The organism is Streptomyces sp. NPDC036984, from assembly GCF_055607665.1.
On sequence record NZ_JBVJRL010000018.1, the window covers coordinates 1 to 23,453 of the forward strand.

The 23,453-nt window shown below is 70.5% G+C and carries 21 protein-coding genes, 1 rRNA gene and 1 riboswitch; of the genes, 13 read left to right on the forward strand and 9 right to left on the reverse strand.

Features of this window, described 5'->3' with window-relative positions; all coding sequences use genetic code 11:
• The 11 genes from rrf to ACZ7DL_RS28190 form a co-directional block, all read left to right on the forward strand.
• Positions 1–95: ribosomal RNA gene (rrf, locus tag ACZ7DL_RS28140) — 5S ribosomal RNA — on the forward strand; the annotation flags it as partial.
• Between the two features lie 107 nt (positions 96–202).
• Positions 203–811, forward strand: coding sequence for a CDP-alcohol phosphatidyltransferase family protein (locus ACZ7DL_RS28145; protein ID WP_470778244.1), 609 nt, complete (start codon positions 203–205; stop codon positions 809–811).
• A 114-nt stretch (positions 812–925) separates the two neighbouring features.
• Positions 926–3,421: a sugar phosphate nucleotidyltransferase gene (locus ACZ7DL_RS28150; protein ID WP_470778246.1), complete on the forward strand. Its 2,496-nt coding sequence runs from the start codon at positions 926–928 to the stop codon at positions 3,419–3,421.
• A gap of 224 nt (positions 3,422–3,645) precedes the next feature.
• On the forward strand, positions 3,646–4,554 hold the full coding sequence (locus ACZ7DL_RS28155) for a DUF881 domain-containing protein (protein WP_470778247.1): 909 nt from the start codon (positions 3,646–3,648) through the stop codon (positions 4,552–4,554).
• The gene (locus ACZ7DL_RS28160) at positions 4,551–4,883 is read left to right on the forward strand and encodes a small basic family protein (protein ID WP_003988855.1); all 333 of its coding nucleotides are present in this window, start codon (positions 4,551–4,553) and stop codon (positions 4,881–4,883) included. The genes ACZ7DL_RS28155 and ACZ7DL_RS28160 overlap by 4 nt, the downstream gene beginning before the upstream one ends.
• A gap of 5 nt (positions 4,884–4,888) precedes the next feature.
• On the forward strand, positions 4,889–5,749 hold the full coding sequence (locus ACZ7DL_RS28165) for a DUF881 domain-containing protein (RefSeq protein ID WP_470778249.1): 861 nt from the start codon (positions 4,889–4,891) through the stop codon (positions 5,747–5,749).
• A gap of 190 nt (positions 5,750–5,939) precedes the next feature.
• A complete protein-coding gene (locus tag ACZ7DL_RS28170) occupies positions 5,940–6,770 on the forward strand; it encodes an FHA domain-containing protein (RefSeq protein WP_470778251.1) in 831 nt (276 codons plus the stop codon).
• A gap of 45 nt (positions 6,771–6,815) precedes the next feature.
• Positions 6,816–7,553: a transcriptional regulator FtsR gene (gene ftsR / locus ACZ7DL_RS28175; protein ID WP_470778253.1), complete on the forward strand. Its 738-nt coding sequence runs from the start codon at positions 6,816–6,818 to the stop codon at positions 7,551–7,553.
• An 85-nt stretch (positions 7,554–7,638) separates the two neighbouring features.
• Positions 7,639–8,112 carry a bifunctional nuclease family protein gene (locus ACZ7DL_RS28180; RefSeq protein ID WP_026253112.1) on the forward strand — a complete coding sequence of 158 codons (474 nt, stop codon included), beginning with the start codon at positions 7,639–7,641 and terminating at the stop codon, positions 8,110–8,112.
• 259 nt (positions 8,113–8,371) lie between these two features.
• The gene (locus ACZ7DL_RS28185) at positions 8,372–9,055 is read left to right on the forward strand and encodes a MerR family transcriptional regulator (RefSeq protein WP_470778255.1); all 684 of its coding nucleotides are present in this window, start codon (positions 8,372–8,374) and stop codon (positions 9,053–9,055) included.
• Positions 9,056–9,122: 67 nt separating this feature from the next.
• Complete coding sequence (locus ACZ7DL_RS28190; RefSeq protein WP_470778257.1) at positions 9,123–10,718, forward strand: DNA polymerase IV; 1,596 nt, start codon at positions 9,123–9,125, stop codon at positions 10,716–10,718.
• Here the strand turns inward: ACZ7DL_RS28190 and ACZ7DL_RS28195 are convergent.
• Positions 10,640–11,011: a PRC-barrel domain-containing protein gene (locus ACZ7DL_RS28195; RefSeq protein WP_470778259.1), complete on the reverse strand. Its 372-nt coding sequence runs from the start codon at positions 11,009–11,011 to the stop codon at positions 10,640–10,642. The genes ACZ7DL_RS28190 and ACZ7DL_RS28195 overlap by 79 nt on opposite strands.
• 119 nt (positions 11,012–11,130) lie before the next feature.
• Positions 11,131–11,225, forward strand: a riboswitch (glycine riboswitch).
• A 174-nt stretch (positions 11,226–11,399) separates the two neighbouring features.
• Between ACZ7DL_RS28195 and gcvP the strand changes: the two genes are divergently transcribed.
• Complete coding sequence (gene gcvP / locus ACZ7DL_RS28200) at positions 11,400–14,285, forward strand: aminomethyl-transferring glycine dehydrogenase (protein WP_470778261.1); 2,886 nt, start codon at positions 11,400–11,402, stop codon at positions 14,283–14,285.
• 52 nt (positions 14,286–14,337) lie between these two features.
• Here gcvP and ACZ7DL_RS28205 read toward each other — a convergent pair whose 3' ends face one another.
• From ACZ7DL_RS28205 to ACZ7DL_RS28235, 7 genes are all read right to left on the reverse strand, one after another.
• Complete coding sequence (locus ACZ7DL_RS28205) at positions 14,338–14,757, reverse strand: TOBE domain-containing protein (RefSeq protein WP_470778263.1); 420 nt, start codon at positions 14,755–14,757, stop codon at positions 14,338–14,340.
• A gap of 28 nt (positions 14,758–14,785) precedes the next feature.
• Positions 14,786–15,874: an ABC transporter ATP-binding protein gene (locus ACZ7DL_RS28210; RefSeq protein WP_470778478.1), complete on the reverse strand. Its 1,089-nt coding sequence runs from the start codon at positions 15,872–15,874 to the stop codon at positions 14,786–14,788.
• Between the two features lie 53 nt (positions 15,875–15,927).
• Positions 15,928–16,788: a molybdate ABC transporter permease subunit gene (gene modB / locus ACZ7DL_RS28215; protein ID WP_470778264.1), complete on the reverse strand. Its 861-nt coding sequence runs from the start codon at positions 16,786–16,788 to the stop codon at positions 15,928–15,930.
• Entirely contained in the window at positions 16,785–17,606 is an 822-nt protein-coding gene (modA, locus tag ACZ7DL_RS28220; protein WP_470778266.1) for a molybdate ABC transporter substrate-binding protein, read from the reverse strand. The genes modB and modA overlap by 4 nt, the downstream gene beginning before the upstream one ends.
• A gap of 386 nt (positions 17,607–17,992) precedes the next feature.
• Positions 17,993–18,388 (reverse strand): molybdopterin-binding protein, encoded by a 396-nt coding sequence (locus tag ACZ7DL_RS28225; protein WP_398791070.1) that lies wholly within the window; start codon positions 18,386–18,388, stop codon positions 17,993–17,995.
• Positions 18,389–18,568: 180 nt separating this feature from the next.
• Entirely contained in the window at positions 18,569–20,527 is a 1,959-nt protein-coding gene (locus ACZ7DL_RS28230; protein WP_470778269.1) for an APC family permease, read from the reverse strand.
• 337 nt (positions 20,528–20,864) lie between these two features.
• Positions 20,865–21,395 carry a universal stress protein gene (locus tag ACZ7DL_RS28235; protein WP_470778271.1) on the reverse strand — a complete coding sequence of 177 codons (531 nt, stop codon included), beginning with the start codon at positions 21,393–21,395 and terminating at the stop codon, positions 20,865–20,867.
• 199 nt (positions 21,396–21,594) lie between these two features.
• Here ACZ7DL_RS28235 and ACZ7DL_RS28240 point away from each other — a divergent pair, with 199 nt between their 5' ends.
• Complete coding sequence (locus ACZ7DL_RS28240; protein ID WP_470778272.1) at positions 21,595–23,082, forward strand: glycoside hydrolase family 43 protein; 1,488 nt, start codon at positions 21,595–21,597, stop codon at positions 23,080–23,082.
• Positions 23,083–23,235: 153 nt separating this feature from the next.
• Here ACZ7DL_RS28240 and ACZ7DL_RS28245 read toward each other — a convergent pair whose 3' ends face one another.
• Entirely contained in the window at positions 23,236–23,442 is a 207-nt protein-coding gene (locus ACZ7DL_RS28245; RefSeq protein WP_361665910.1) for a DUF5999 family protein, read from the reverse strand.
• Between the last annotated feature and the right edge of the window lie 11 nt (positions 23,443–23,453).

Below are 23,453 nucleotides of genomic sequence, written 5' to 3' on the forward strand. Positions count from 1 at the left end.
AAACGCCCGGTTACATACCGAACCCGGAAGCTAAGCCTCACAGCGCCGATGGTACTGCAGGGGGGACCCTGTGGGAGAGTAGGACGCCGCCGAACTCCTTTTGAAGCTCCGGCTCTTGGGCACTGCCCAAGAGCCGGAGCTTTTTTGCGTTGAGGTAAGGTCAGGGGGCATCGTCGGCTCTTTTCCCACAGGAGGCCCCCGGGTGGAGGTCCAGGAGACCCGTGTCCAAACAGACCGGGTCCTCACCATCCCCAACATTCTCAGCATGGCGCGGCTCGTCGGCGTACCCCTCTTCCTCTGGCTGATCCTCAGGCCGGAGTTCGGCGGACCCAACAGCGACGGCTGGGCCCTCCTGGTGCTGGCCTTCAGCGGAGTCAGCGACTACCTCGACGGCAAGCTCGCCCGGCGCTGGAATCAGATCAGCAGCCTCGGCCGGCTTCTCGACCCTGCCGCCGACCGGCTCTACGTGCTGTCCACGCTGGTCGGTCTCACCTGGCGGGAGATCCTCCCGATCTGGCTGACCGGGCTGCTGCTGGTGAGGGAACTGGTTCTCCTGGTGATGGTGGGGATCCTCCGCCGGCACGGGTATCCGCCGCCGCAGGTGAACTTCCTGGGGAAGGCCGCAACCTTCAACCTGATGTATGCCTTCCCGCTCCTGCTCCTCAGTGACGGAAGTGATTGGATCGCGTCACTGGCTGCCATTTTCGGATGGGCGTTCGCCGGATGGGGTACAACCCTCTACTGGTGGGCAGGAGTGCTCTACGTGGTACAGGTCCGCCGATTGGTTCGAGCGGACACCACGGCCGATTGAGCTCGGCGATTGTCCCGACCTGACGCCTCGATGGCCCGCGGTGGAAAAGTGCGGGACAATCTGGACGGGTGAAGTCGGCTAGACCGTCGTCTCTTGGAGGAGGACGCTTCCGACATGAAGGCCGTCGTGATGGCCGGGGGCGAAGGCACTCGCCTGCGCCCCATGACCTCTAGCATGCCCAAGCCGCTCCTGCCCGTGGTGAACCGCCCGATCATGGAGCACGTGCTACGGCTGCTCAAAAGGCACGGGCTCACCGAGACCGTTGTCACCGTGCAGTTCCTGGCATCGCTCGTCAAGAACTATTTCGGTGACGGCGAAGAGCTCGGTATGGAGCTCACCTATGCCAATGAGGAGAAGCCACTCGGTACCGCCGGAAGCGTCAAGAACGCCGAAGAGGCGTTGAAGGACGATGCCTTCCTCGTCATCTCCGGTGATGCCCTGACCGACTTCGACCTCACGGAGCTGATCAACTTCCACAAGGAGAAGGGCGCGCTGGTCACGGTCTGTCTGACCCGTGTGCCCAATCCGCTGGAGTTCGGCATCACCATCGTCGACGAGGAAGGCAAGGTCGAACGCTTCCTGGAGAAGCCGACCTGGGGACAGGTCTTCTCCGACACCGTCAACACGGGCATCTATGTGATGGAGCCCGAGGTCTTCAACTACGTCGAGGCCGACGTGCCGGTCGACTGGTCCGGCGACGTCTTCCCGCAGCTGATGAAGGAAGGCAAGCCGATCTACGGCTATGTCGCCGAGGGCTACTGGGAGGACGTCGGCACGCACGAGAGCTACGTGAAGGCTCAGGCGGACGTACTCGAAGGCAAGGTCAACGTCGACATCGACGGCTTCGAGCTCTCCCCGGGCGTGTGGGTCGCCGAGGGCGCCGAGGTGCACCCCGACGCCGTACTGCGCGGGCCGCTCTACATCGGCGACTACGCCAAGGTGGAGGCCGGCGCGGAGATCCGCGAGCACACCGTCGTGGGTTCCAACGTCGTCGTCAAGAGCGGTGCCTTCCTGCACAAGGCCGTCGTGCACGACAACGTGTACGTCGGGCAGCACAGCAATCTGCGTGGCTGCGTCGTCGGGAAGAACACCGACATCATGCGGGCGGCCCGCATCGAGGACGGCGCGGTCATCGGTGACGAGTGCCTGATCGGTGAGGAATCGATTGTTCAGGGCAACGTCCGGGTCTATCCGTTCAAGACCATCGAGGCCGGTGCCTTCGTCAACACCTCGGTGATCTGGGAGTCCCGGGGCCAGGCCCATCTGTTCGGCGCCCGGGGTGTCTCCGGCATCCTGAACGTCGAGATCACGCCCGAGCTGGCGGTGCGGCTCGCCGGCGCCTACGCGACGACCCTGAAGAAGGGCTCCACCGTCACCACCGCTCGCGACCACTCCCGGGGGGCCCGGGCGCTCAAGCGTGCGGTGATCTCCGCGCTTCAGGCCAGCGCCATCGACGTACGGGACCTGGAGAACGTGCCGCTGCCGGTGGCCCGGCAGCAGACCGCGCGCGGCAGCGCCGGCGGCATCATGATCCGGACCTCACCGGGTGTCCCGGACTCGGTGGACATCATGTTCTTCGACGGCCAGGGCGCGGACCTCTCCCAGGGCAGCCAGCGGAAGCTGGACCGGGTGTTCGCACGCCAGGAATACCGGCGGGCGTTCCCGGGCGAGATCGGTGACCTGTACTTCCCGGCGAGCGTCTTCGACTCGTACACCGGGTCGCTGCTGCGGAACGTCGACACGACCGGGATAGCGGCAGCGGGTCTCAAGGTTGTTGTGGACGCTTCGAACGGCAGCGCTGGTCTGGTGCTGCCCAGCCTGCTCGGCAAGCTCGGGGTGGACTCGCTGACCATCAACCCCGGTCTGGACGAGTCCCGGCCCACGGAGACGGCCGAGATGCGGCGCAACGGGCTGGTGCGCCTCGGGGAGATCGTGGCCTCCTCGGGTGCCGCCTTCGGTGTGCGGTTCGACCCGGTCGGCGAGCGGCTGTCGCTCGTGGACGAGAAGGGCCGGATCATCGAAGACGACCGGGCGCTGCTGGTGATGCTGGACCTGGTGGCCGCCGAGCGGCGCAGCGGGCGGGTGGCGCTGCCGGTCACCACCACCCGGATCGCCGAGCAGGTGGCCGCCTATCACGGCACCCAGGTCGAGTGGACCACCACCTCGCCCGACGACCTCACGCGCGTGGGGCGCGAGGAGGGCACCATCTTCGGCGGCGACGGCAAGGGCGGGTTCATCGTCCCCGAGTTCAGCGGCGTCTACGACGGCACGGCGGCCTTCGTGCGGCTCATCGGGCTGGTGGCGCGGACGCAGCTCACGTTGAGCCAGATCGATGCCCGGATCCCGCGGGCGCACGTCCTCAAGCGGGACCTCGCGACGCCGTGGGCCGTCAAGGGGCTGGTGATGCGACGGGTGGTCGAGGCCGCAGGAGATCGCTTTGTCGACACGACCGACGGTGTGCGGGTCGTGGAGACCGACGGGCGCTGGGTGATGGTGCTGCCCGACCCGGCGGAGGCGGTCACTCACCTGTGGGCGGAGGGCCCTGACGACGCCTCCGCGCAGGCTCTGCTGGACGAGTGGTCGGCCGTCGTGGACAGCGCCGGCCGGTGATCCTGGTGGCAGCGGTCGGCTGCCGGTCAGGTTGCGCCCACGGCTGAGCCGGGCGGCAGCGGACAGCCGTCGGCCCGGCCGCGCCCGCCGGTGAGCCCTGGCCGGTGAGGACGGCAAAAGCCGCTGCACGCGTGCGTGCCGGACAAGTGTCCCCAAGGGGGCCTGTCCGGCACGCCGGTGGGGCCGTTCGGAGGTACTGCTCGCGACATGCGACGATGTGCGGCATGCCGCAGCAACCCCCCGTTCGGAGCAGCCCCACGCGGCCGCAGCGCCCGGACGCCTCCATGTCGTTGATCACCAACGTCATGGACCACAGCCTCGACGACGGGTACGCCGAGGCCGCCGCCCGGAAGAAGTCGCTGGGCGAGGGCGGTCTGCCGAGGACACTCCGGGCCAAGCTGGGCCTGGCCGCCGGTCTCGTCCTCGCGGCGCTGGTCGTGACCGTGGGAGCGGCACAGGCGCGCGTGACGGCGCCCGTGGTGGCCAAGGAGCGCCAGGAGCTGATCGACCGCATCGACAGCGAGACCGCGGACGCGGACAAGCTCGAGAGCACGGTGGACAAGCTGCGCGACGACGTCAGCGCTCGCCAGCGGGCGGCTCTGAAGTCGAGCGGCGGCAGCGCCGACGCGGATCTGGTGGGTCTGCTGTCCGGCGCCACCGCGGCGCACGGTCCCGGGGTCAAGCTCGTCGTGAACGACGCCAAGGAGGCCGGCACCGGCGGCGACGGCGCCAATCCCCGGGAGACGTCGGGCTTCTCCGACACCGGCCGGGTGCGTGACCGCGACATGCAGCGCGTGGTCAACGGGTTGTGGGCCTCCGGGGCCGAGGCGATCTCCATCAACGGGCAGCGGCTGACCGCCCTGTCCGCGATCAGGGCCGCGGGCGACGCGATACTGGTCGACAACAGGCCGCTGGTGCCGCCGTACACGGTGCTGGCGGTGGGCGACGGGGACAGGTTGAGCACCAGGTTCCAGAACAGCGCCGACGGCCTGTATCTGCATGCCCTGGAGGAGAACTACGGCATCCGCGCCACCATCTCCACGGAGGGCGATCTCCGGCTGCCCGCCGCCCCCAGTGTGATCGTACGAACAGCACAGCCGAAGTCCGAGAAAACCGAGAAGGGCACATCGTGATCGCCGTACTGGGCCTCGTCGTGGGAGTCGTGGCCGGCCTGTTGGTCCGTCCCGAGGTTCCGGCGGTCGTCGAGCCTTATCTGCCGATCGCCGTCGTCGCGGCGCTGGACGCCGTCTTCGGCGGCCTGCGGGCCATGCTGGACGGCATCTTCGACGACAAGGTCTTCGTGGTGTCGTTCCTGTCGAACGTGGTCGTCGCCGCCCTGATCGTGTTCCTGGGTGACAAGTTGGGCGTGGGCGCGCAGCTGTCCACGGGTGTGGTCGTGGTCCTGGGCATCCGGATCTTCTCCAACGCCGCGGCGATCCGTCGGCACGTGTTCCGGGCGTGACGGTCATGAGCGAGCAGAACGACCGCAACGGCCGGAGTGATCAGCCCGAGAACCGGCTGCGCAGGGAACTGCCGGCCGAGGTGCCCGCGCCCGCACCCGCGCCCGATGCCGGGCAGCAGGCCGGCGAAGATCCTCAGCAGCCGCTGACGGGCCGGCAGCGGCTCGTCAAGGGCCTGTGGCCGCCGCGCTTCACCCGGGCTCAACTCATCGTGGCGCTGCTGCTGTTCGGCCTCGGCTTCGGCCTGGCGGTGCAGGTGGCGTCCAACAGTGACACCGACAGCGCGCTGCGCGGGGCACGTCAGGAAGATCTTGTGCGCATCCTCGATGAACTGGATTCGCGTACTCAGCGTCTTGAGGACGAGAAGCAGGGACTCGAAAAGCAGCGTCAGGAGCTGCAGAGCAGCTCCGACCAGGCCGCGGAGGCACGCCGGCAGACCGCCGAGAAGGAAAGACAACTCGGCATTCTGGCGGGCACCGTGGCGGCGGAGGGTCCCGGCATCACCATGACGATCGAGGACACGAAGGGGACGGTCCAGGCGGACATGCTGCTCGACGCGATCCAGGAGTTGCGCGCGGCCGGCGCGGAGGCGATCCAGGTCAACGGGGTCCGGGTGGTCACCGGCACCTATTTCACCGACGGGGACAAAGCGGTGAGCGTCGACGGGAACAAGATCAACGCTCCCTATCGTTTCAAGGTCATCGGCAAGCCGCAGGACCTCGAGCCGGCGCTGAACATCCCTGGAGGTGTGGTGCAGACCCTGGAGAAGGAGCAGGCGACGGTGACTGTCGAGCGGTCGGACAAGATCGTCGTGGACGCCTTGCGACAGGCGAAGCGGCCTGACTACGCTCGGTCGTCCTCCCAGTGAACCGGCGGTGCATGGGGGCCGTCGGGCAGGGGCATGAGGTTGCGGGGGGTCGGCGCACCGAAGAGGTGGTGCGTGATGGAAACTGTTTGGTGGATACGGACGTTGTGAGAATGTCCGGCTCGGCCGGTGTAGGCAATCAGGGTTCGTCCTGCCCCACGGGCGGGTCTGTTTCGGTCAAGGGGAATCGCCCGTGAAGTTGTTTGCGAAGTTGTTCGGCAAGAGCGCGCGAGAGGGCAGCGACAACGCGACCGCTCGTCATCGCGCACAGCCCGACGCGGAGGGCCAGCGCCCGCTGTTCCGGGACCAGGTCGCTGGTCCGGGCGGTGACATTTCGGGTGTTCAGGGCGCGGCGTCTGTTGACCCTGCCCGGTCCGGCGGCATAGGTTTCGGGCAACCGTCAACCTCAGGTACGGGTGGAGGGTTTGCCTCCGGCCCGTACGCGTCCAACGCCCCGGCGGGGCAGCCGCGGCAGGAGGATCCGTCGATGTCGGTCCTGGTATGTACGAGGTGCGGTAACCGGAATGCGGAGAACGCCCGGTTCTGCTCCAACTGCGGGGCGCCGCTGCGTCCCGGTGTGGCGCCCGAGCGAGCCTCCGAGACGACCTCGACGATCTCGATCTCCGGTCTCGAGGCCTACGACTCCGAGGCGACGGGCCAGACGCCGCTGCCGATGCTCTCCCCGGAGGCGCAGGCCGCGGTGGACGCGCTGCCGCTGGGTTCGGCGCTGCTGGTGGTGCGCCGGGGTCCGAACTCGGGCAGCCGCTTCCTGCTGGACAGCGACCTGACCACGGCCGGCCGTCACCCGCAGAGCGACATCTTCCTGGACGACGTGACGGTCTCCCGGAGGCACGTGGAGTTCCGGCGCTCCCCGGACGGCTCCTTCACGGTGGCCGACGTGGGCAGCCTGAACGGCACGTACGTCAACCGCGAGCGCATCGACCAGGTCGCTCTGTCGAACGGTGACGAGGTGCAGATCGGCAAGTACCGGCTGGTGTTCTACGCGAGCCGGCAGGGCATCTGACCCGCCCCCGGACTGACGTCCGGGGGGATCCCCCAGGGAAGGTCCATGCTTCAAACACCGAGCGGCGGTGCCGGAAGCGGTACCGCCGCCAGGGACAGTGGGCTGATGAGCATCGGCACGGTGCTGAACGTGCTGCGCGACGAGTTCCCCGAAGTCACCATCTCCAAGATTCGCTTTCTGGAGTCGGAGGGGCTCATCGAGCCGCAGCGGACCCCGTCGGGGTACCGAAAGTTCAGTGCCGAGGATGTCGAGCGCCTCGGTCACGTCCTGCGGATGCAGCGGGACCACTATCTGCCGCTCAAGGTGATCCGCGAGCATCTGGAGGCCATGGAGCGGGGTGAGGCCCTCCCGCTGCCGCTGGTCGGGCGCCAGCGCACCCCGGAAGACGCGCCGGAGGTCATGCCGGGGCCCACGGTGGCCCGGGTCGGCAGGGCCGAGCTGCTGGCCGCGGCGGACATCGACGAGGGCGAGCTGAAGGAGTGGGAGTCCTACGGGCTCATCGCTCCTCTGGAGGAAGGGGCGTACGACGCCGAGGCCGTCACCGTGGCCACGCTCGTCGCCGAGCTGGGCCGATTCGGCATCGAGCCGCGCCACCTTCGGGTGATGAAGGCCGCCGCCGACCGTGAGGCGGGGCTGGTCGACCAGGTGGTGGCCCCCCTCAAGCGTCACCGCAACCCGCAGACCAGAGCGCTTGCCGAGGCTCGCACGAAGGAGCTGGCGGCCCTCACGGTCAAGCTGCACGCGGCCCTGGTCAAGACCGCCCTCGGCGTGCGGCTGCCCTGAAGCGGCGGGTCCCGGAGAGGCCGGATCGGGCACCTGTTCCCGGCCCGACTACCCAAACGTCCCGAGCACGGCCTAGGGTTGCTGTGTGAACGAGCTCGATGTCGTAGGTGTCCGGGTCGAAATGCCCTCCAACCAACCGATCGTGCTCCTGCGCGAAGTGGGGGGCGACCGTTATCTCCCCATCTGGATCGGGCCGGGGGAGGCGACGGCGATCGCCTTCGCCCAGCAGGGCATGGCGCCCGCGCGACCGCTGACGCACGACCTGTTCAAGGACGTGCTGGAGGCGGTCGGCCAGGAGCTGACCGAAGTGCGCATCACCGATCTGCGGGAGGGCGTCTTCTACGCGGAGCTGGTGTTCGCCAGCGGGGTCGAGGTCAGCGCCCGCCCCTCCGATGCCATAGCGCTCGCCCTGCGCACCGGGACGCCGATCTACGGCAGTGACACGGTGCTGGACGACGCGGGCATCGCCATTCCGGACGAGCAGGAGGACGAGGTGGAGAAGTTCCGCGAGTTCCTCGATCAGATCTCGCCCGAGGACTTCGGCACCAGCAGCCAGTGAGGCGGGGGCCGGCCCTGTCGGCCCGGTCTTTCCGGGGGCGAACGGCGGCTCCGCGCGGCCGGCGCCCCGGCAATTGCCTCCGGCCAGTGAGAGCGTCCTACGGCTCCCCGGGAGCGCATTCGGCTAGCCTTTCCCCGCGGTGGGACACGGGAAACCACTCCTAGGGTGATTATCACTCGGCGTGCCGAGTGTGGCGATCGTTGACGCACCCCTGGTGACTGCCTACCGTCGAGAAGGCAGGTCAAGGACGGAGGTCGGCGTGAGAACGAGCGGCGACGGTACGGCTGGGGGTGCCCCCGGACGCAGTTTGGGGGAGAGCGGTCCGTACCCGCCCCCGAGTTCACGGCCGCGCTCGAGCGGGGGATTCCCCCATCCGGGCAGCGCGGTCGATCACGCTCCGCAGCTTCCGACGGCGGTGCCGAACGGCGGAGGGGTGGCGGCCATGACGTCCGAGCAGATCGGCTACCGCGGGCCCACGGCCTGCGCGGCTGCCGGCATCACCTACCGGCAGCTCGACTACTGGGCGCGTACCGGTCTGGTCGAGCCCAGTGTGCGGCCCGCCTACGGGTCGGGCACCCAGCGGCTGTACAGCTTCCGGGACGTCGTCGTCCTGAAGATCGTGAAGCGGTTCCTGGACACCGGGGTGTCGCTCCAGAACATCCGCACGGCCGTCCAGCACCTCAGGGAACGCGGTTTCCGCGATCTGGAGCGGATGACGCTCATGAGCGACGGCGCCACCGTGTACGAGTGCACCTCGCCGGACGAGGTCCATGCCCTGCTCCAGGGCGGTCAGGGCATCTTCGGGATCGCCGTCGGCGTGGTGTGGCGGGACGTGGAAAGCGCCCTCTCCCAGCTGCACGGCGAGCGCATCGACACCGGCGAGACACTCGTCGGGCACAACCCCGCGGACGAGCTGGCCCGGCGCCGCAACCGGGCGGTCTGACCGCCGGAATCCCGTCGGGCGCTCCGGCACCACCGCATTGTCAGTGCCGTGGTGCAGCATCGGAGATGTGAGAAACGCGCCCACGATCCTGCATCTCGACATGGATGCCTTCTTCGCCTCGGTGGAGCAGGCATCCAAGCCGAGCCTGCGCGGGAAGGCGGTCGTCGTGGGCGGGCTCGGACCGCGCGGGGTGGTGGCCACCGCGTCGTACGAGGCACGGGTGTTCGGGGTCCACTCGGCGATGCCCATGGCCCAGGCGCGCCGGCTGGCACCCAACGCCGCGTATCTGGTGCCGCGCTTCTCTCTGTACCGGGCGATCAGCGAGCAGGTGATGGCGCTGCTGCGGGAGCTGTCGCCGCTGGTGGAGCCGCTGAGCCTGGACGAGGCGTTCGTGGATCTCGAGGCCGGGGGAGCGGCCTGGGACGAGGAGTCGGCGCGGCGGGCCGGAGTGCGGCTGCGGGCGGACATCCGGGCGGTCACCGGGCTCACCGGGTCGGTCGGGCTCGCCGCCTCCAAGATGCTCGCGAAGATCGCTTCCGAGCAGGCCAAGCCGGACGGCCTGGTGGTGATCGAGCCGGGGACCGAGCGGGCCCTGCTGGGGCCGATGCCGGTGCGGACCCTGCCGGGGGTCGGGCCGGCCACCGGCGACCATCTGCGCAGAGCCGGGATCACCACGGTGGACGAGCTGGCGGAGGCCGGCGAGGACGAGCTCGTCCGGCTGCTCGGCAAGGCGCACGGACACGCGCTGTACGCGATGGCCCTGGCGCGCGACGAGCGGCCCGTGGTGGCCGAGCGGGAGGCGAAGTCGGTGTCGGTGGAGGACACCTACGACGTGGACATCCACGACCGGCTGCGGGTCGGTATGGAGGTGCAGCGGCTGGCCGACCGGTGCGTACGGCGGCTGCGCGAGGCCGGGCTGTCGGGGCGGACCATCGTGCTGAAGGTGCGGCGGTACGACTTCTCCACCCTGACCCGGTCGGAGACGCTCAGAGGGCCCACGGACGATCCGGCGGTCATCCGCGAGGCGGCGGCGCGGCTGCTGGACTCGGTGGACACCACGGGCGGGGTGCGGCTGCTCGGGGTGGGGGTGTCCGGGCTCGCCTACTACACACAGGAGGATCTGTTCGCGCAGGCGATGCCGGTGCCGGTGCCTGCGGCGGAGGAGCCGGGAACAGGTGCGGCTCCGGCTGTTGCGGAGCGGCCGGAGCCGGTCGAACGGCAGTGGCGGGCCGGGCAGGATGTGCGGCACGCCGAGCACGGGCATGGGTGGGTGCAGGGGAGTGGGCTGGGCCGGGTGACGGTGCGGTTCGAGACGCCTCAGTCCGAGCCGGGCCGGGTACGGACGTTTTTTGTCGACGATCCTGCGCTGGAGCCCGCTGATCCGTTGCCGTTGGTTCCGGATTCTTCCCATCCGCCCGCCGGTCTGGGTCCGCCGAGCAGTGGCCGACACGGGGCTCCGCCCCGGACCCCGGAGCAATTCAGCGATGAGGCATCTTCCGACCTCGCCGAAGCCACGCATCAGGCATTCTCCGACCCGGCCGAAGGTACTGATCAGGCATTCTCCGCCCCCGCCGAAGCCACTGATCAGGCCTCTTCCGACCCCGCCAGCTTCCCGAAGTCGTGGTCCGGGACCGTGGGAGGTGAGGCCACGTCGAGGCCGTAGTGGTGGTAGAGCTGGAGTTCCTGCTCGGGGGAGAGATGACGGCCCACGCCGAAGTCGGGGGCGTCCTTGATCAGGGCGCGGTCGAAGGGGACGTGGAGGGTGCCCTCGACGAGTTCGCTGGGCTCCAAGGGCACGAAGGCGTCCCGGGAGAACAGGCCGGTGCGTATGGCCGCCCATTCGGGTACGCCGGTCGCGTCGTCCAGGTACACCTCGTCGATGGTGCCGATCTTGGTGCCATTGCGGTCGAACGCCTTGCGGCCGATCAGGTTCCGCGGATCGATGTCCGTCTGCACGGGCCCTCTCCCTCCACGTGGTCGCAACTCATCCGTAAGCACTACAAAAGAGCACATTCAAGGAGGCGGCCACTCGAAGGCTCAGGCGTTGACCTCGCTGGTAGGCTGACAGCGGCTGCTGACCCCGTGCGGGAGAGTCCTCCGACCACCTCGGAGGCGCCGAAGGAGCAAATCCTCCCCGGAATCTCTCAGGCTCACGTACCGCACGGACGAGGTCACTCTGGAAAGCAGAGCGGGTGTCGACGGCTTCCGCTCTCACCGACGGGGAAAGCCGGCGCGCACAGGCGCCCGGTGAAGCTCTCAGGTTGAGATGACAGAGGGGGAGGCCGTCGGGGTACCCGCGCCGTGGTGCCCCTCGAAGGTCGCGTCAGACCAGGAGGCCTCCGCCATGACCGCCCACCGTACGCCGCTTTCGGAGCTCGAAGCGGGCATCCCCTTCGAGCAGCGCCACATCGGGCCCGACCAGGAGGCGCGGGCCAAGATGCTCGCGCAGGCCGGGTACGGCTCGCTCGACGAGCTGACCGCCGCCGCGGTCCCGGATGTGATCAAGAACGCCGATGCCCTGGACCTGCCGGGCGCCCGCACCGAGGCGGAGGTGCTCGCCGAGCTGCGCTCGCTCGCCGACCGCAACCAGGTCCTCGACTCCATGATCGGCCTCGGCTACTACGGCACCTTCACCCCGCCGGTCATCCTGCGCAACGTCATGGAGAACCCGGCTTGGTACACGGCCTACACGCCGTACCAGCCGGAGATCTCCCAGGGGCGGCTCGAGGCCCTGCTGAACTTCCAGACCGTGGTCGCCGACCTCACCGGTCTGCCCACGTCCGGCGCCTCCCTCCTCGACGAGGGCACGGCCGCCGCGGAGGCGATGTCGCTGTCGCGGCGCATGGGCAAGAACAAGAAGGGCCTGTTCCTGGTCGACGCGGACGCGCTGCCGCAGACCATCGCCGTGATCGAGACGCGTGCCGAGCCGACCGGCGTCGAGGTCGTCGTCGCCGACCTGAGCGACGGCATCCCGGCCGAGATCGCCGAGCGCGAGATCAACGGCGTACTGATCCAGTACCCGGGCGCCTCCGGTGCCGTACGGGACATCAAGCCGGTCATCGACCAGGCGCACGAGCTGGGCGCCCTGGTCACCGTCGCCGCCGACCTGCTCGCCCTGACCCTGCTGACCTCGCCGGGCGAGCTGGGTGCCGACATCGCCGTCGGCACCACCCAGCGCTTCGGTGTGCCGATGGGCTTCGGCGGTCCGCACGCCGGCTACATGGCGGTGCAGGAGAAGTTCGCGCGCAGCCTGCCCGGCCGTCTCGTCGGTGTCTCCCTCGACGCCGACGGGCACAAGGCCTACCGGCTCGCGCTCCAGACCCGTGAGCAGCACATCCGCCGCGAGAAGGCGACCAGCAACATCTGCACCGCGCAGGTGCTGCTCGCCGTGATGGCCGGCATGTACGCCGTCTACCACGGCCCCGAGGGGCTCAGGACCATCGCGCGGCGCACCCACCGGTACGCCACGATCCTCGCCGAGGGCCTGAAGGCTGCCGGTGTCGAGATCGTCCACGGCGCGTTCTTCGACACCGTCACCGCGCGCGTGCCCGGCAAGGCCGCCGAGGTCGTCGCCGCCGCCCGGGAGAACGGCGTCAACCTGCGCCTGGTCGACGCCGACCACGTCTCCATGGCCTGCGACGAGACGACCGGCCGGGCCCAGCTGGCCGCCGTCTGGGCCGCCTTCGGCGCCGAGGCCGACGTCGAGGCGCTGGACGCGACCGCAGAGGACACCCTGCCCGAGGCGCTGCTGCGCACCGACGTCTACCTCAACCACCCGGTCTTCCACCAGCACCGCTCCGAGACGGCGATGCTGCGCTACCTGCGCAAGCTGGCCGACCGCGACTACGCGCTCGACCGCGGCATGATCCCGCTGGGCTCCTGCACCATGAAGCTCAACGCGACCACCGAGATGGAGCCGGTCACCTGGCCCGAGTTCGGCCAGCTGCACCCCTTCGCGCCCGCCGAGCAGGCCCAGGGCTACCTCACGCTCATCCACGAGCTGGAGGACCGCCTCGCCGAGGTCACCGGCTACGACAAGGTCTCCCTCCAGCCGAACGCCGGCTCGCAGGGCGAGCTGGCCGGTCTGCTCGCCGTCCGCGGCTACCACCGCGCCAACGGCGACGAGCAGCGGACCGTCTGCCTGATCCCGTCCTCCGCGCACGGCACCAACGCCGCCAGCGCCGTGATGGCCGGCATGAAGGTCGTCGTCGTGAAGACCGCCGAGGACGGCGAGATCGACGTCGAGGACCTGCGCGCCAAGATCGAGCAGTACCGCGACGAGCTGGCGGTGCTGATGATCACCTACCCGTCGACACACGGCGTGTTCGAGGAGCACGTCGCCGACATCTGCGCCCAGGTGCACGAGGCGGGCGGCCAGGTGTACGTCGACGGCGCCAACCTCAACGCGCTGGTCGGCCTCGCCAAGCCGGGCCACTTCGGCGGTGACGTCTCCCACCTGAACCTGCACAAGACGTTCTGCATCCCGCACGGCGGCGGCGGCCCGGGTGTCGGCCCGGTCGCGGTCCGCGAGCACCTGGCGCCGTACCTGCCGAACCACCCGCTCCAGCCGGAGGCGGGCCCGGAGACGGGCGTCGGGCCGATCTCGGCGGCCCCCTGGGGCAGCGCGGGCATCCTGCCCATCTCCTGGGCGTACGTCCGCCTGATGGGCGGCGAGGGCCTGAAGCGGGCCACCCAGGTGGCCGTGCTGTCGGCGAACTACATCGCCAAGCGCCTGGAGCCGCACTACCCGGTGCTCTACACCGGCCCCGGCGGCCTGGTGGCGCACGAGTGCATCATCGACCTGCGCCCGCTGACCAAGGCGACCGGCGTGACCGTGGACGATGTCGCCAAGCGCCTGATCGACTACGGCTTCCACGCGCCGACGATGTCCTTCCCGGTGGCCGGCACGCTGATGATCGAGCCGACCGAGTCCGAGGACCTCACCGAGCTGGATCGTTTCTGCGATGCGATGATCGCCATCCGCGCGGAGATCGAGAAGGTCGGCGCGGGCGAGTGGCCCGCGGAGGACAACCCGCTGCGGGGTGCCCCGCACACGGCCGCCGCGCTCGGCGGTGAGTGGACGCACGGCTACAGCCGCGAGGAGGCCGTCTTCCCGGCCGGCGTCTCGATCGCCGACAAGTACTGGCCGCCGGTGCGCCGCATCGACCAGGCCTTCGGCGACCGGAACCTGGTGTGCTCCTGCCCGCCGCTGGACGCGTACGAGGACTGAGCGACGAGGGTGAGGGCCCCGTCCGTGCCGCGGACGGGGCCTTCACCCGTTCCTATGCCGTCGCCAGGGACACCTCGGTCGCCTTGATCAGGGCGATGACGTCTGAGCCCACGAAAAGACCGAGGTCGCCGACCGCGTCCTTGGTGATCACGGCGGTGATCCGGCCGCCGGGCACGGTGATCTTCAGGGAGGCCATGGCCTCACCGGTGGTGAGCTGGGCGATGGTGCCGGGGAGCTGGTTGCGGATCGACAGGCCGTCGACGCGACTCGTGGCCACGGCCACCTCGGTCGCCTTCACCAGCGCGCGGACGGGTGTGCCGGGGGAGAGGGCGAGCTGCTCGGCGGCCTCGCGGGTGATGGCGGCGGTGAGGAGCGGGCCGTCGTCCAGCCGGAGCTTGACGGTGGCCATGACCTCGCCGGGGTGCACCTCGGTGACGGTTCCGGGGAGCTGGTTGCGGATGCTGAGCGTCATGGGCACCCACCGTAGAGCGCCGGTCCGCTCAGGCCGGGTATGCGTGGGTCTGCGCCGCCTTGACCGTCGCCCAGACTGGTGCACCCGGGTGCAGGTCCAGCTCGGCGGCGGCGACCGTCGTCAGATCCGCCGCGAGCGGCAGCTCGCCGGTGAGGTCGGCGCGGATCTGGTCGCCGTGCGTCTCCAGGCCGGCGACCTCGCAGCGCCACAGGTTCCGGGCGCTGGCGCCCGAGGGCCGGTCCCGGAACAGGGTCACGGCGGACGGCGGGAACGCCACGAAGGCCGGCCCCGACAGCTCCTCCGTGGTGGTGATCGCGGGGCCCGCGTCGAGCCGTACGGTGTGCCCGGTGGCCTGCCCCCGGTAGAGGTTGAGACCGACGAGCTGGGCGATGTAGTCCGTGCGCGGGTGGCGGGCGATGTCGGCGGGCGTGCCCTCCTGGACGACCCGGCCGTGTTCCACGACCACCAGCCGGTCCGCGAGCACCATGGCGTCCAGCGGGTCGTGGGTGACCAGCACGGAGACCGCCTCGAACTCGGCCAGATGGCGGCGCAGCTGCGCGCGGATCTCCAGCCGGGTCCGGGCGTCCAGGGCGGCCAGCGGCTCGTCCAGGAGCAGCAGCCGGGGCCGGGTGGCGAGGGCGCGGGCGAGGGCCACGCGCTGGGCCTGGCCGCCCGACAGGCGGCGCGGCTTGGCGCCCGCGTGGCCGGCGAGGCCCATCCGCTCCAGCCAGGCCGCCGCCTGGGCGCGGGCCTCGGCCTTGCCCGTTCCCCGGCAGCGCGGTCCGAAGGCCACGTTGTCCAGGGCGGACAGGTGCGGGAAGAGCAGATAGTCCTGGAAGACCACGCCGACCGGCCGGGACTCCGGGGGAGTGCGCTCCAGCGGGGTGCCGTCCAGGCGCAGGTGGCCGTCGGTGAGCGGGGTGAGCCCGGCGAGCGCGCGCAGGGCGGTGGTCTTGCCGGCGCCGTTGGGCCCGAGCAGCGCGACGACGTCTCCCGGGGCGGCCGTCAGGGCCACGTCCAGCCGGAACGCGCCTCGGTCCACGACGAGACGGGCGTCGAGGCCCGCATCACGTACGACCTCGGAGGCCGCGTTCCGGTGGGCGTCGATGTCCGTCATGAATCGGTCCGTCGGCATGGGTGCGGGGGTCCTCTCCACTCCTTCCGGCATCCTCACGCTCCCGTCGTCCAACGGTCCCTGAGCCCCGCCAGCACCGCGATCGACACGGTCAGCAGCACCAGGCTGAGGGCGATGGCGGCATCGGGGTCGTTCTGGAGCGCGAGGTACACCGCGAGGGGCATGGTCTGGGTGCGGTCGGGGAAGTTGCCCGCGAAGGTGATCGTCGCGCCGAACTCGCCGAGTGCCCGGGCCCAGGCCAGCACCGCGCCGGCCGCGATGCCGGGCGCGATCAGCGGCAGCGTGACCCGCCGGAAGGCGGTGAAGCGGGACGCGCCGAGCGTGGTCGCCGCCTCCTCGTAGCGCGGGTCGGCGGCGCGCAGGGTGCCCTCGACGCTGATGACCAGGAACGGCATCGCGACGAACGCCTCCGCGATCACCACCCCGGTGGTGGTGAACGGCAGGGTGATCCCGAACCACGCGTCGAGCCACTTGCCGACGACGCCGTTGCGGCCGAGCGCGAGCAGCAGCGCCACACCGCCGACCACCGGCGGCAGCACGAGCGGCAGGGTCACCAGGGCTCGTACGAGGCCCCGGCCGGGGAAGTCCGTACGGGCCAGCAGCCAGGCCAGCGGAACCCCGAGCACGAGGCTGACGGCGGTCGCCGCGGTGGCGCTGACCAGGGAGAGCTGGAGCGCCTGCCAGACCTCGGCGCTGGTCAACTGGTCCGGCAGGCTGCGCCAGGGCGTGCGGAGCAGCAGCGCGAGCAGCGGCAGCAGCAGGAACGCCAGGGCCAGCACGCCCGGCAGCAGCAGCGGCAACGGCACCAGGCGTCGGCCCCCCGTGCCGCCGCGACGGCGCTGCGACCCGCCCGTGCGGGGGCCGGTCGCGGCGCCGGGCTTGTGGAGCGAGGTCATGGCTTGAGGAACCCGGCCTCGCTCAGCACCTTCTGGCCCTCGGCGGACCGCACGAGGGCGATGAACGCCTTGGCGGCCTCGGCGTTCTCCCCGTTCTTCAGCAGCGCGATCGGGTAGTCGTTGACGGCCTCGGCCGACTCCGGGAACTCCACGCCCTCCACCTTGTCGCCCGCGGCCCGCACATCGGTCTTGTAGACCACGGCCGCGTCGGCCTCCTTCAGCGCCACCTTGTTCAGGGCGCCCTTGACGTCCTGCTCGTAGGAGACCGGGGTGAGCTTGAGGTCGGCGGCGTCCAGAGCCTTCTGGGCGGCGGTGCCGCAGGGCACCGTCTTGTCGCACAGGACCACCTTCAGACCGGACTTGGTGAGGTCCTTCAGGGAGGCCACCTTGTGCGGGTTGCCCGGCACGGTGGCGATCTCCAGCTGGTTGCGGACGAAGGTGGCCGGGGTGCCGACCGCGTCCTGCCCGTCCGTCACGATCGCCATGGTCTTGGGGCTCGCGGCGGCGAAGACGTCCGCCGGGGCGCCGCTGGTGATGCTCGCGGCGAGCGAGTCGCTGCCGCCGAAGTTGAAGCCGACCTTGGTGCCCGGGTGCCGCTTCTCGAATTCCCTGCCCAGGAGCGTGAAGCTCTCCTTCAGGGAGGCGGCGGCGAACACGGTGACCGTGCCAGAGAGCTTCGGGGACGCGGACGCGTCCGGCGTACCGGAGGAGTCCTTCGAGTCGGACGCGGAGGAGCAGGCGCTCAGTGCCATCAGGGCGGCGGCTCCCGCACCGGCCAGCTGCACCATCCGGCGGATTCGGCGCACGGAACGGGTCATGACGGATCTACTCCTCGAGTTCTGTGGAACAAGCGTCGCGCCCTGTACGACCGGTCATCGGTCGTGCGGCGATGATACTGCCGCATCTGCCAGGAAGAAGTCTCCTGTCACATCGCATGAGCTGCGAACTCGCGGCTTGTAGCTTGCATGTGCGTTTGTACGGCCCACTCGCGCCGGAGCCTCGCGGTGGCGGTTCCGGGTACGGCGGTGCCCGGGACGGCGGTAGGGGCGGGGTCCCGGTGCGAGGCTGGGCGAGGCGGCCTGTGACGGCTCCTGCGTACGTACGCGCAGGGCGCTGCGCCTACGTGGCGGCACCGTGCACCCCCGGGTGCCGCGTACGCGGCGCGACTCGTGGGCGGCGCTGCTGTGCCGGTGGGCGCGCCGGGTCAGACGCGGTCGATGTGCACGTTGGTGGACTTCACGCGCGCGGTGGCCTCCATGCCGACCTCCAGGCCCAGTTCCTCCACGGCTTCCCGGGTCAGCAGGGAGACCAGCCGGTGCGGGCCGGCCTGGATCTCCACCTGGGCGGCGACATCGCCGAGCTTGATCGCGGTGACGATGCCGGGGAAGGCGTTGCGGACGGAGGTGTGGGAGGCGTCCTCCTCGCCGCCGCCTCCCTTGGCCAGTTCCACCGAGAACGCGGCGAGGTCCCGGCCGTCGATGAGCCGCCGCCCGGATTCGTCGCGGTGGGTGGCCACCCGGCCGGCGTCGGCCCAGCGGCGGGCGGTGTCCGGGCTGACGCCGAGCAGCCGCGCGGCCTGGCCGATCGTGTAGGACTGCATGCCGGTCACGATAGGGCCATCCTCCGGAACCACGGACCTGGGGTTGGGCGTTGGGTACAACGCGATATGGCTCTACGGCGTGAGAGCCCCCGTTCGTGACAGCTCTGCGGAGTGGGCCGCGACTCCCGTCGGAGCGTCCGAACCGGGGAGCGAGGTGCCTGATGCCCTGCCGTGTCGCGCTCAGCCGGTGTGCACCCGTGGCCGGCGGTCCGGGTCCGGTTCCGCCTCGCGCAGCACCTCACGGGTGACCGGGGCGACCTCGCCCTGGCCGAAGAGGAAGAAGCGCAGGAAGTTGGCGAACGGGTTGCCCTCGGTCCACTCGAAGTAGATGTGCGGGGTGCAGCCGGTGAGGTCACGGACGTGCAGCAGCAGTGCGGCGAGGGCGTTGGGGATGGAGGCGGACTCCACGGTCAGCACCCGGTAACGGCCGTGCAGCACCTCGCCGCGCGCGGTCAGACTCGCCTCGAACTCGGACGGATCGGTGACCGTGACCTCGACGAAGACGAAGTCCTCCTGCTCGGGCATGTCGTTGTCGGCGCGGATCTGCTCTGTCTTGTCGCGGTACTCGGCCTTGTCGCGCCGGTCCGGCTCGTTGGCGATGAACCGTATCTTGCGGCTGGCCATGTCCCGGACGAATCGTTCCGCCATGGGGTCGAGCGACACACTGGTCACACGCAGCTCGAAGGCGCGGGCCAGCCGGGACAGCAGCGAGACCAGCATGATGCCCGCGATGAAGCAGGCACCGATCTTCACACCGTCCGGGCGCTCGATGACGTTCACGACGGTCGTGTAGAGGAACACCGCCGAGATCACCGCGAACGCCACGGTCCAGCCGCGCTGTCCCGCCTTGTGCGCGGCGATGGTCACCGCGATCGCGGCCGAGCTGATCAGCACCAGCACACCGGTGGCGTAGGCGCCGCCCTGCTTGTCGACGTTGGCGTCGAAGATCCAGGTCACCAGGAACGCGACCAGGGTGAAGACGAGGACCATCGGGCGTACCGCCCGCGCCCAGTGCGGAGCCATGCCGTAGCGGGGCAGGTAGCGCGGCATGAGGTTGAGCAGACCGGCCATCGCGGAGGCGCCCGCGAACCACAGGATCGCGATGGTCGAGACGTCGTACACCGTGCCGAAGACGTTGCCGAGGTACTCGTGCGCGAGGTAGGCGAGCGCGCGGCCGTTGGCGTCGCCGCCCGGCTTGAACTCCTGCTCCGGGATCAGCAGCGTGGTGATGAAGCTGGTGGTGATCAGGAAGCAGCTCATGATCAGCGCGGCGGTGGTCAGGAGCTTCTTGGTGTCCCGGATCCGGCCGGCGGGCCGCTCCTCGGTGTCGCCCGGGTCGCCCTGCACATGCGGCATGACGGCGACACCGGTCTCGAAGCCGGACAGGCCCAGGGCGAGCTTCGGGAAGACGATCAGCGCGACGCCGATCATCACGAACACGTTCCCGTGTTCCGCGGTCAGGGCGCTGCTCCAGTCGGTGATCACATGCCCGGCGGTGATGACGTGCCACAGGCCGACGATCACGACGACGACATTGAGCGCGAGGTACACGCCCACCAGGGCGACCGCGACCCCGATCGCCTCCAGGAAGCCCTTGAGGAAGACCGCGCCGAGCAGCGCCACGAGGAACAGCGTGATCAGCATCTGCCTGCCCGCCAGGGCTTCCGTCAGATGCGGGTTCTCCACCAGGTGGGTGGAGGCGTCGGCGGCGGAGAGGGTGATGGTAATCAGGAAGTCGGTCGCCGCGAAACCCAGCAGCGTGAGTACGAAAAGCTTGCCCTGCCAGAACGAGAGCAGCCGCTCCAGCATCGCGATCGAGCCCTCGCCGCGCGGGCTTTCCTCGGCCACCCGGCGGTAGACCGGCAGCGCGCCGGCCAGCGTCACGACGACGAGCACAATGGTCGCCACGGGCGAGAGCAGGCCGGCCGCGAGGGCCGCGATGCCCGGCTGGTAGCCGAGGGTGGAGAAGTAGTCGACACCGGTCAGGCACATCACCCGCCACCAGCGCTGTCCCAGGTGCGGGGGCTCCGGCTCGGCGTGCGGCCCGGGGTGACCATGACCTTTGCCCATGTCGGACAGGCCCTCCAGCATCCAGGCGCGTATGCGGCTGGTACTGGGAGGGCGCTCGATCGTGGCCATCGGCGTGCTCCTGACGTGCGGCTCAGCTGTTTTCGGCCATCACGCGGACGGCGACACCAGCGTAAGCAGAGCGTGATGCCTGGGCCCATGGATCAGGGCGGCGCTGGCGTCAAGCCTGCGTTAAGAGTGGCCCGGTGCCGGGCGAGACGCACGAGGAAGGGACAGGGTCGGGGCGTCTCGCTCACTCCAGGCCGGAGGCCCGGAACACGCGGAGGGCTGTGTCGTAGTCCGGTCGGCGGCCCAGGTGGTGCAGGGCTGTCGTGCCGCACAACAGGGTGCCGGCCGCCTCGGAACGGCGGGTGCCCTCGTCGAGCCGGTGCCAGAGCAGGCCCGCCGCTCACAGTCCCTTGGTGTCGATGCGCAGATGCCAGGTGTTGCGCCGGTGGACGGACAGCAGTTCGGACTCCAGCGGGGACGGGGGTACCGCCAGGACGGGGCAGACCGCGTGGGCCAGGCAGTGCCGCGAGACCCGGCCCGAGAAGGCCCGCTGGAGACCGCGCCGGCCCGCGCCCACGACCAGGACGTCGTTCTCCCGGTCGGCGGCCGCCACCAGTGCCCGGCCCGGGGTACCGCGGACGACGAGGGCGTGCATCGGCACCCCGGGACCCTCCGCGCCGAAGATCTCGTCGAGCACCGCGGCCAGCCGCTGCCTGGCCAGCCGCCGCCACTCCTCGACCGGCAGGCCGGCGGCGGGGGAGCGCCGTGCGGCCGGGTCACCGCCCGGTGGTTCCCAGGCCAGCACCGGCCACAGCTCGGCCCCCAGCCGACGGGCCAGCGCGGTGGCCCGCCGCAGGGCCGTGACGCTGCCCAGGGAACCGCTCACACCGACCACCACTCGCGCGACCGCCGAGGCGTCGTAACCGGACATGGCTCCACCGTTCCGCACGGGCACCGGCGGGGTGACACCCGCGGACGTGCCCGCCTGCCAAGGACCTCGCTTCCTTCCATCCCACCCCCGCACCGGCGATCCGACCAGCCGGACGACGGCACCCCATGGGGCCGGTCGGCTTCAACCGTTAAGATTCGGAATCCAAGTCGAAACTTTCGAGCGCCTCCGGGAGGCGAGCATGCGGACCTACGGCAACCCCGTCATCCCCGGCTTCCACCCCGACCCGAGCGTGTGCCGGGTCGGCGACGACTACTACCTGGTGTGCTCCAGCTTCGCGTACTTCCCCGGTGTTCCGCTGTTCCACAGCCGGGACCTGGTGCACTGGCGCCAGATCGGCAACGTCCTCGACCGGCCGGGCCGGCTGGCGCTGCCCGACGACGTCCCGGCCTCCGGCGGCATCTACGCCCCGACGATCCGTCACCACGAGGGCCGCTTCCACGTCATCACCACCTGTGCGGGCGCCGGCGGCACCTTCCTCGTCACCGCCGACCGCCCCGAGGGCCCCTGGTCCGATCCGGTGTGGATCGACCTGCCCGGCATCGACCCCGACCTGGCATGGGACGAGGACGGCTCGTGCTGGTGCGCGATGGCCGGGGTCAGCGTCGCCCGGATCGACCCGCGCACCGGCCGGGTCCTGGAGGGTCCGCTGCCCATGTGGTCCGGCACCGGCCTCAGGGATCCCGAGGCCCCGCACCTGTACCGGATCGGCGACTGGTGGTACCTGCTGCTCGCCGAGGGCGGCACCGCCCTGGGCCACGGTGTCTCGGCCGCCCGGGCCCGCTCACCGCGCGGCCCCTGGGAACCGGCCTCCGGCAATCCGCTGCTGTCCCACCGCGGCACCGGCCTGCCCGTCCAGTGCACCGGCCACGGCGACCTGGTCGAGGCGGCCGACGGCACGTGGTGGATGGTGCTGCTCGGCACCCGGCCGCGCGGCTGGTTCCCGGAGTTCCACGTCCTCGGCCGGGAGACCTTCCTGGTCCCGGTGGAGTGGGCCGACGGCTGGCCCAGGGTCGGCCCGGTGCGGGAGCGGCACCCGGCGCCGGCCGCCTGGGCCCCCGTCGAACAGCCGCCGGTACGGGACGACTTCACCGGTCCACAGCTCGCACCCCACTGGATATCCCCGCACCGCAGGCCCGAGGCGTGCTGGTCGCTGACCGAACGGCCCGGCCGGCTCACCCTGACCGCCACCGGCGACAGCCTCGACCGGCCCGGACACACCTTCGTCGGCCGCCGCCAGCAGCACCACGACTGCCGGGCCGCCACGCTGCTGGAGCCCGGCGCCGCGCGAGCCGGGCTGTCCGTCCGCCTGGACGAGGCGCACCACTACGACCTGGAGGTGAGCGGGGGAACGGCGGCCGTGATCGCCCGGATCGGCCCGCTGCGGCAGCGCGTCGCCGCACACCCCCTGCCGGCCGGCCCGGTCACCCTGGCCGTGGAGATCCGGTCGACCCGGCAGCCAGGGCCGCAGGACGGTCCCGACACCCTCGCCTTCTCCGTCGAGACCGGCGAAGGAACCGTCCGGCTCGCCGAACTCGACGGCCGCTATCTGTCCACTCAGGTGGCCACCGGATTCACCGGCCGGGTCATCGGCGTGTACGTCACCGAGGGCCGTGCGTCCTTCGACTGGTTCGACTACGCGCCCGCCGACCCGGGCACGACACCTTGACGTTTCCGCGCGCCTTGGTGCCGCTTGCCACCGTCGGGGTTCTCGGCGAGGTGGCTCCGAAAGTTTCGAGGGCGGGGGCTGCCTCCAGGCACACGTCGGGGCCGGTACGCACCGGGTGCGTGCGGCCGGCCCCTCAGGGTCACTGTGCCGTGGTCAGGCGGCGGTCATCACCTGGTCCGTCCCGAGCGGGCGGTGCGGGGCGATGATGCGGCCATCGGGCAGCAGCTCACCGGTGTCCTCGAAGAGCAGGACGCCGTTGCACAGCAGGCTCCAGCCCTGCTCCGGGTGGTGCGCCACGAGGCGGGCGGACTCCCGGTCGGCGGATTCGGCTGTCGGGCACGGCGGCTGGTGCTGGCACATGGATGGGATCT

Excerpts from the sequence above, each read along its gene's own strand:
- ACZ7DL_RS28150 (WP_470778246.1), top strand. The coding sequence starts at position 926 with ATGAAGGCCGTCGTGATGGCCGGGGGCGAAGGCACTCGCCTGCGCCCC.
- ACZ7DL_RS28155 (WP_470778247.1), top strand. The coding sequence starts at position 3,646 with ATGCCGCAGCAACCCCCCGTTCGGAGCAGCCCCACGCGGCCGCAGCGC.
- ACZ7DL_RS28165 (WP_470778249.1), top strand. The coding sequence starts at position 4,889 with ATGAGCGAGCAGAACGACCGCAACGGCCGGAGTGATCAGCCCGAGAAC.
- ftsR (WP_470778253.1), top strand. The coding sequence starts at position 6,816 with ATGCTTCAAACACCGAGCGGCGGTGCCGGAAGCGGTACCGCCGCCAGG.
- gcvP (WP_470778261.1), top strand. The coding sequence starts at position 11,400 with ATGACCGCCCACCGTACGCCGCTTTCGGAGCTCGAAGCGGGCATCCCC.
- ACZ7DL_RS28205 (WP_470778263.1), bottom strand. The coding sequence starts at position 14,757 with ATGACGCTCAGCATCCGCAACCAGCTCCCCGGAACCGTCACCGAGGTG.
- ACZ7DL_RS28210 (WP_470778478.1), bottom strand. The coding sequence starts at position 15,874 with ATGACGGACATCGACGCCCACCGGAACGCGGCCTCCGAGGTCGTACGT.
- modB (WP_470778264.1), bottom strand. The coding sequence starts at position 16,788 with ATGACCTCGCTCCACAAGCCCGGCGCCGCGACCGGCCCCCGCACGGGC.
- modA (WP_470778266.1), bottom strand. The coding sequence starts at position 17,606 with ATGACCCGTTCCGTGCGCCGAATCCGCCGGATGGTGCAGCTGGCCGGT.
- ACZ7DL_RS28225 (WP_398791070.1), bottom strand. The coding sequence starts at position 18,388 with ATGCAGTCCTACACGATCGGCCAGGCCGCGCGGCTGCTCGGCGTCAGC.
- ACZ7DL_RS28230 (WP_470778269.1), bottom strand. The coding sequence starts at position 20,527 with ATGGCCACGATCGAGCGCCCTCCCAGTACCAGCCGCATACGCGCCTGG.
- ACZ7DL_RS28235 (WP_470778271.1), bottom strand. The coding sequence starts at position 21,395 with ATGTCCGGTTACGACGCCTCGGCGGTCGCGCGAGTGGTGGTCGGTGTG.
- ACZ7DL_RS28240 (WP_470778272.1), top strand. The coding sequence starts at position 21,595 with ATGCGGACCTACGGCAACCCCGTCATCCCCGGCTTCCACCCCGACCCG.
- ACZ7DL_RS28245 (WP_361665910.1), bottom strand. The coding sequence starts at position 23,442 with ATGTGCCAGCACCAGCCGCCGTGCCCGACAGCCGAATCCGCCGACCGG.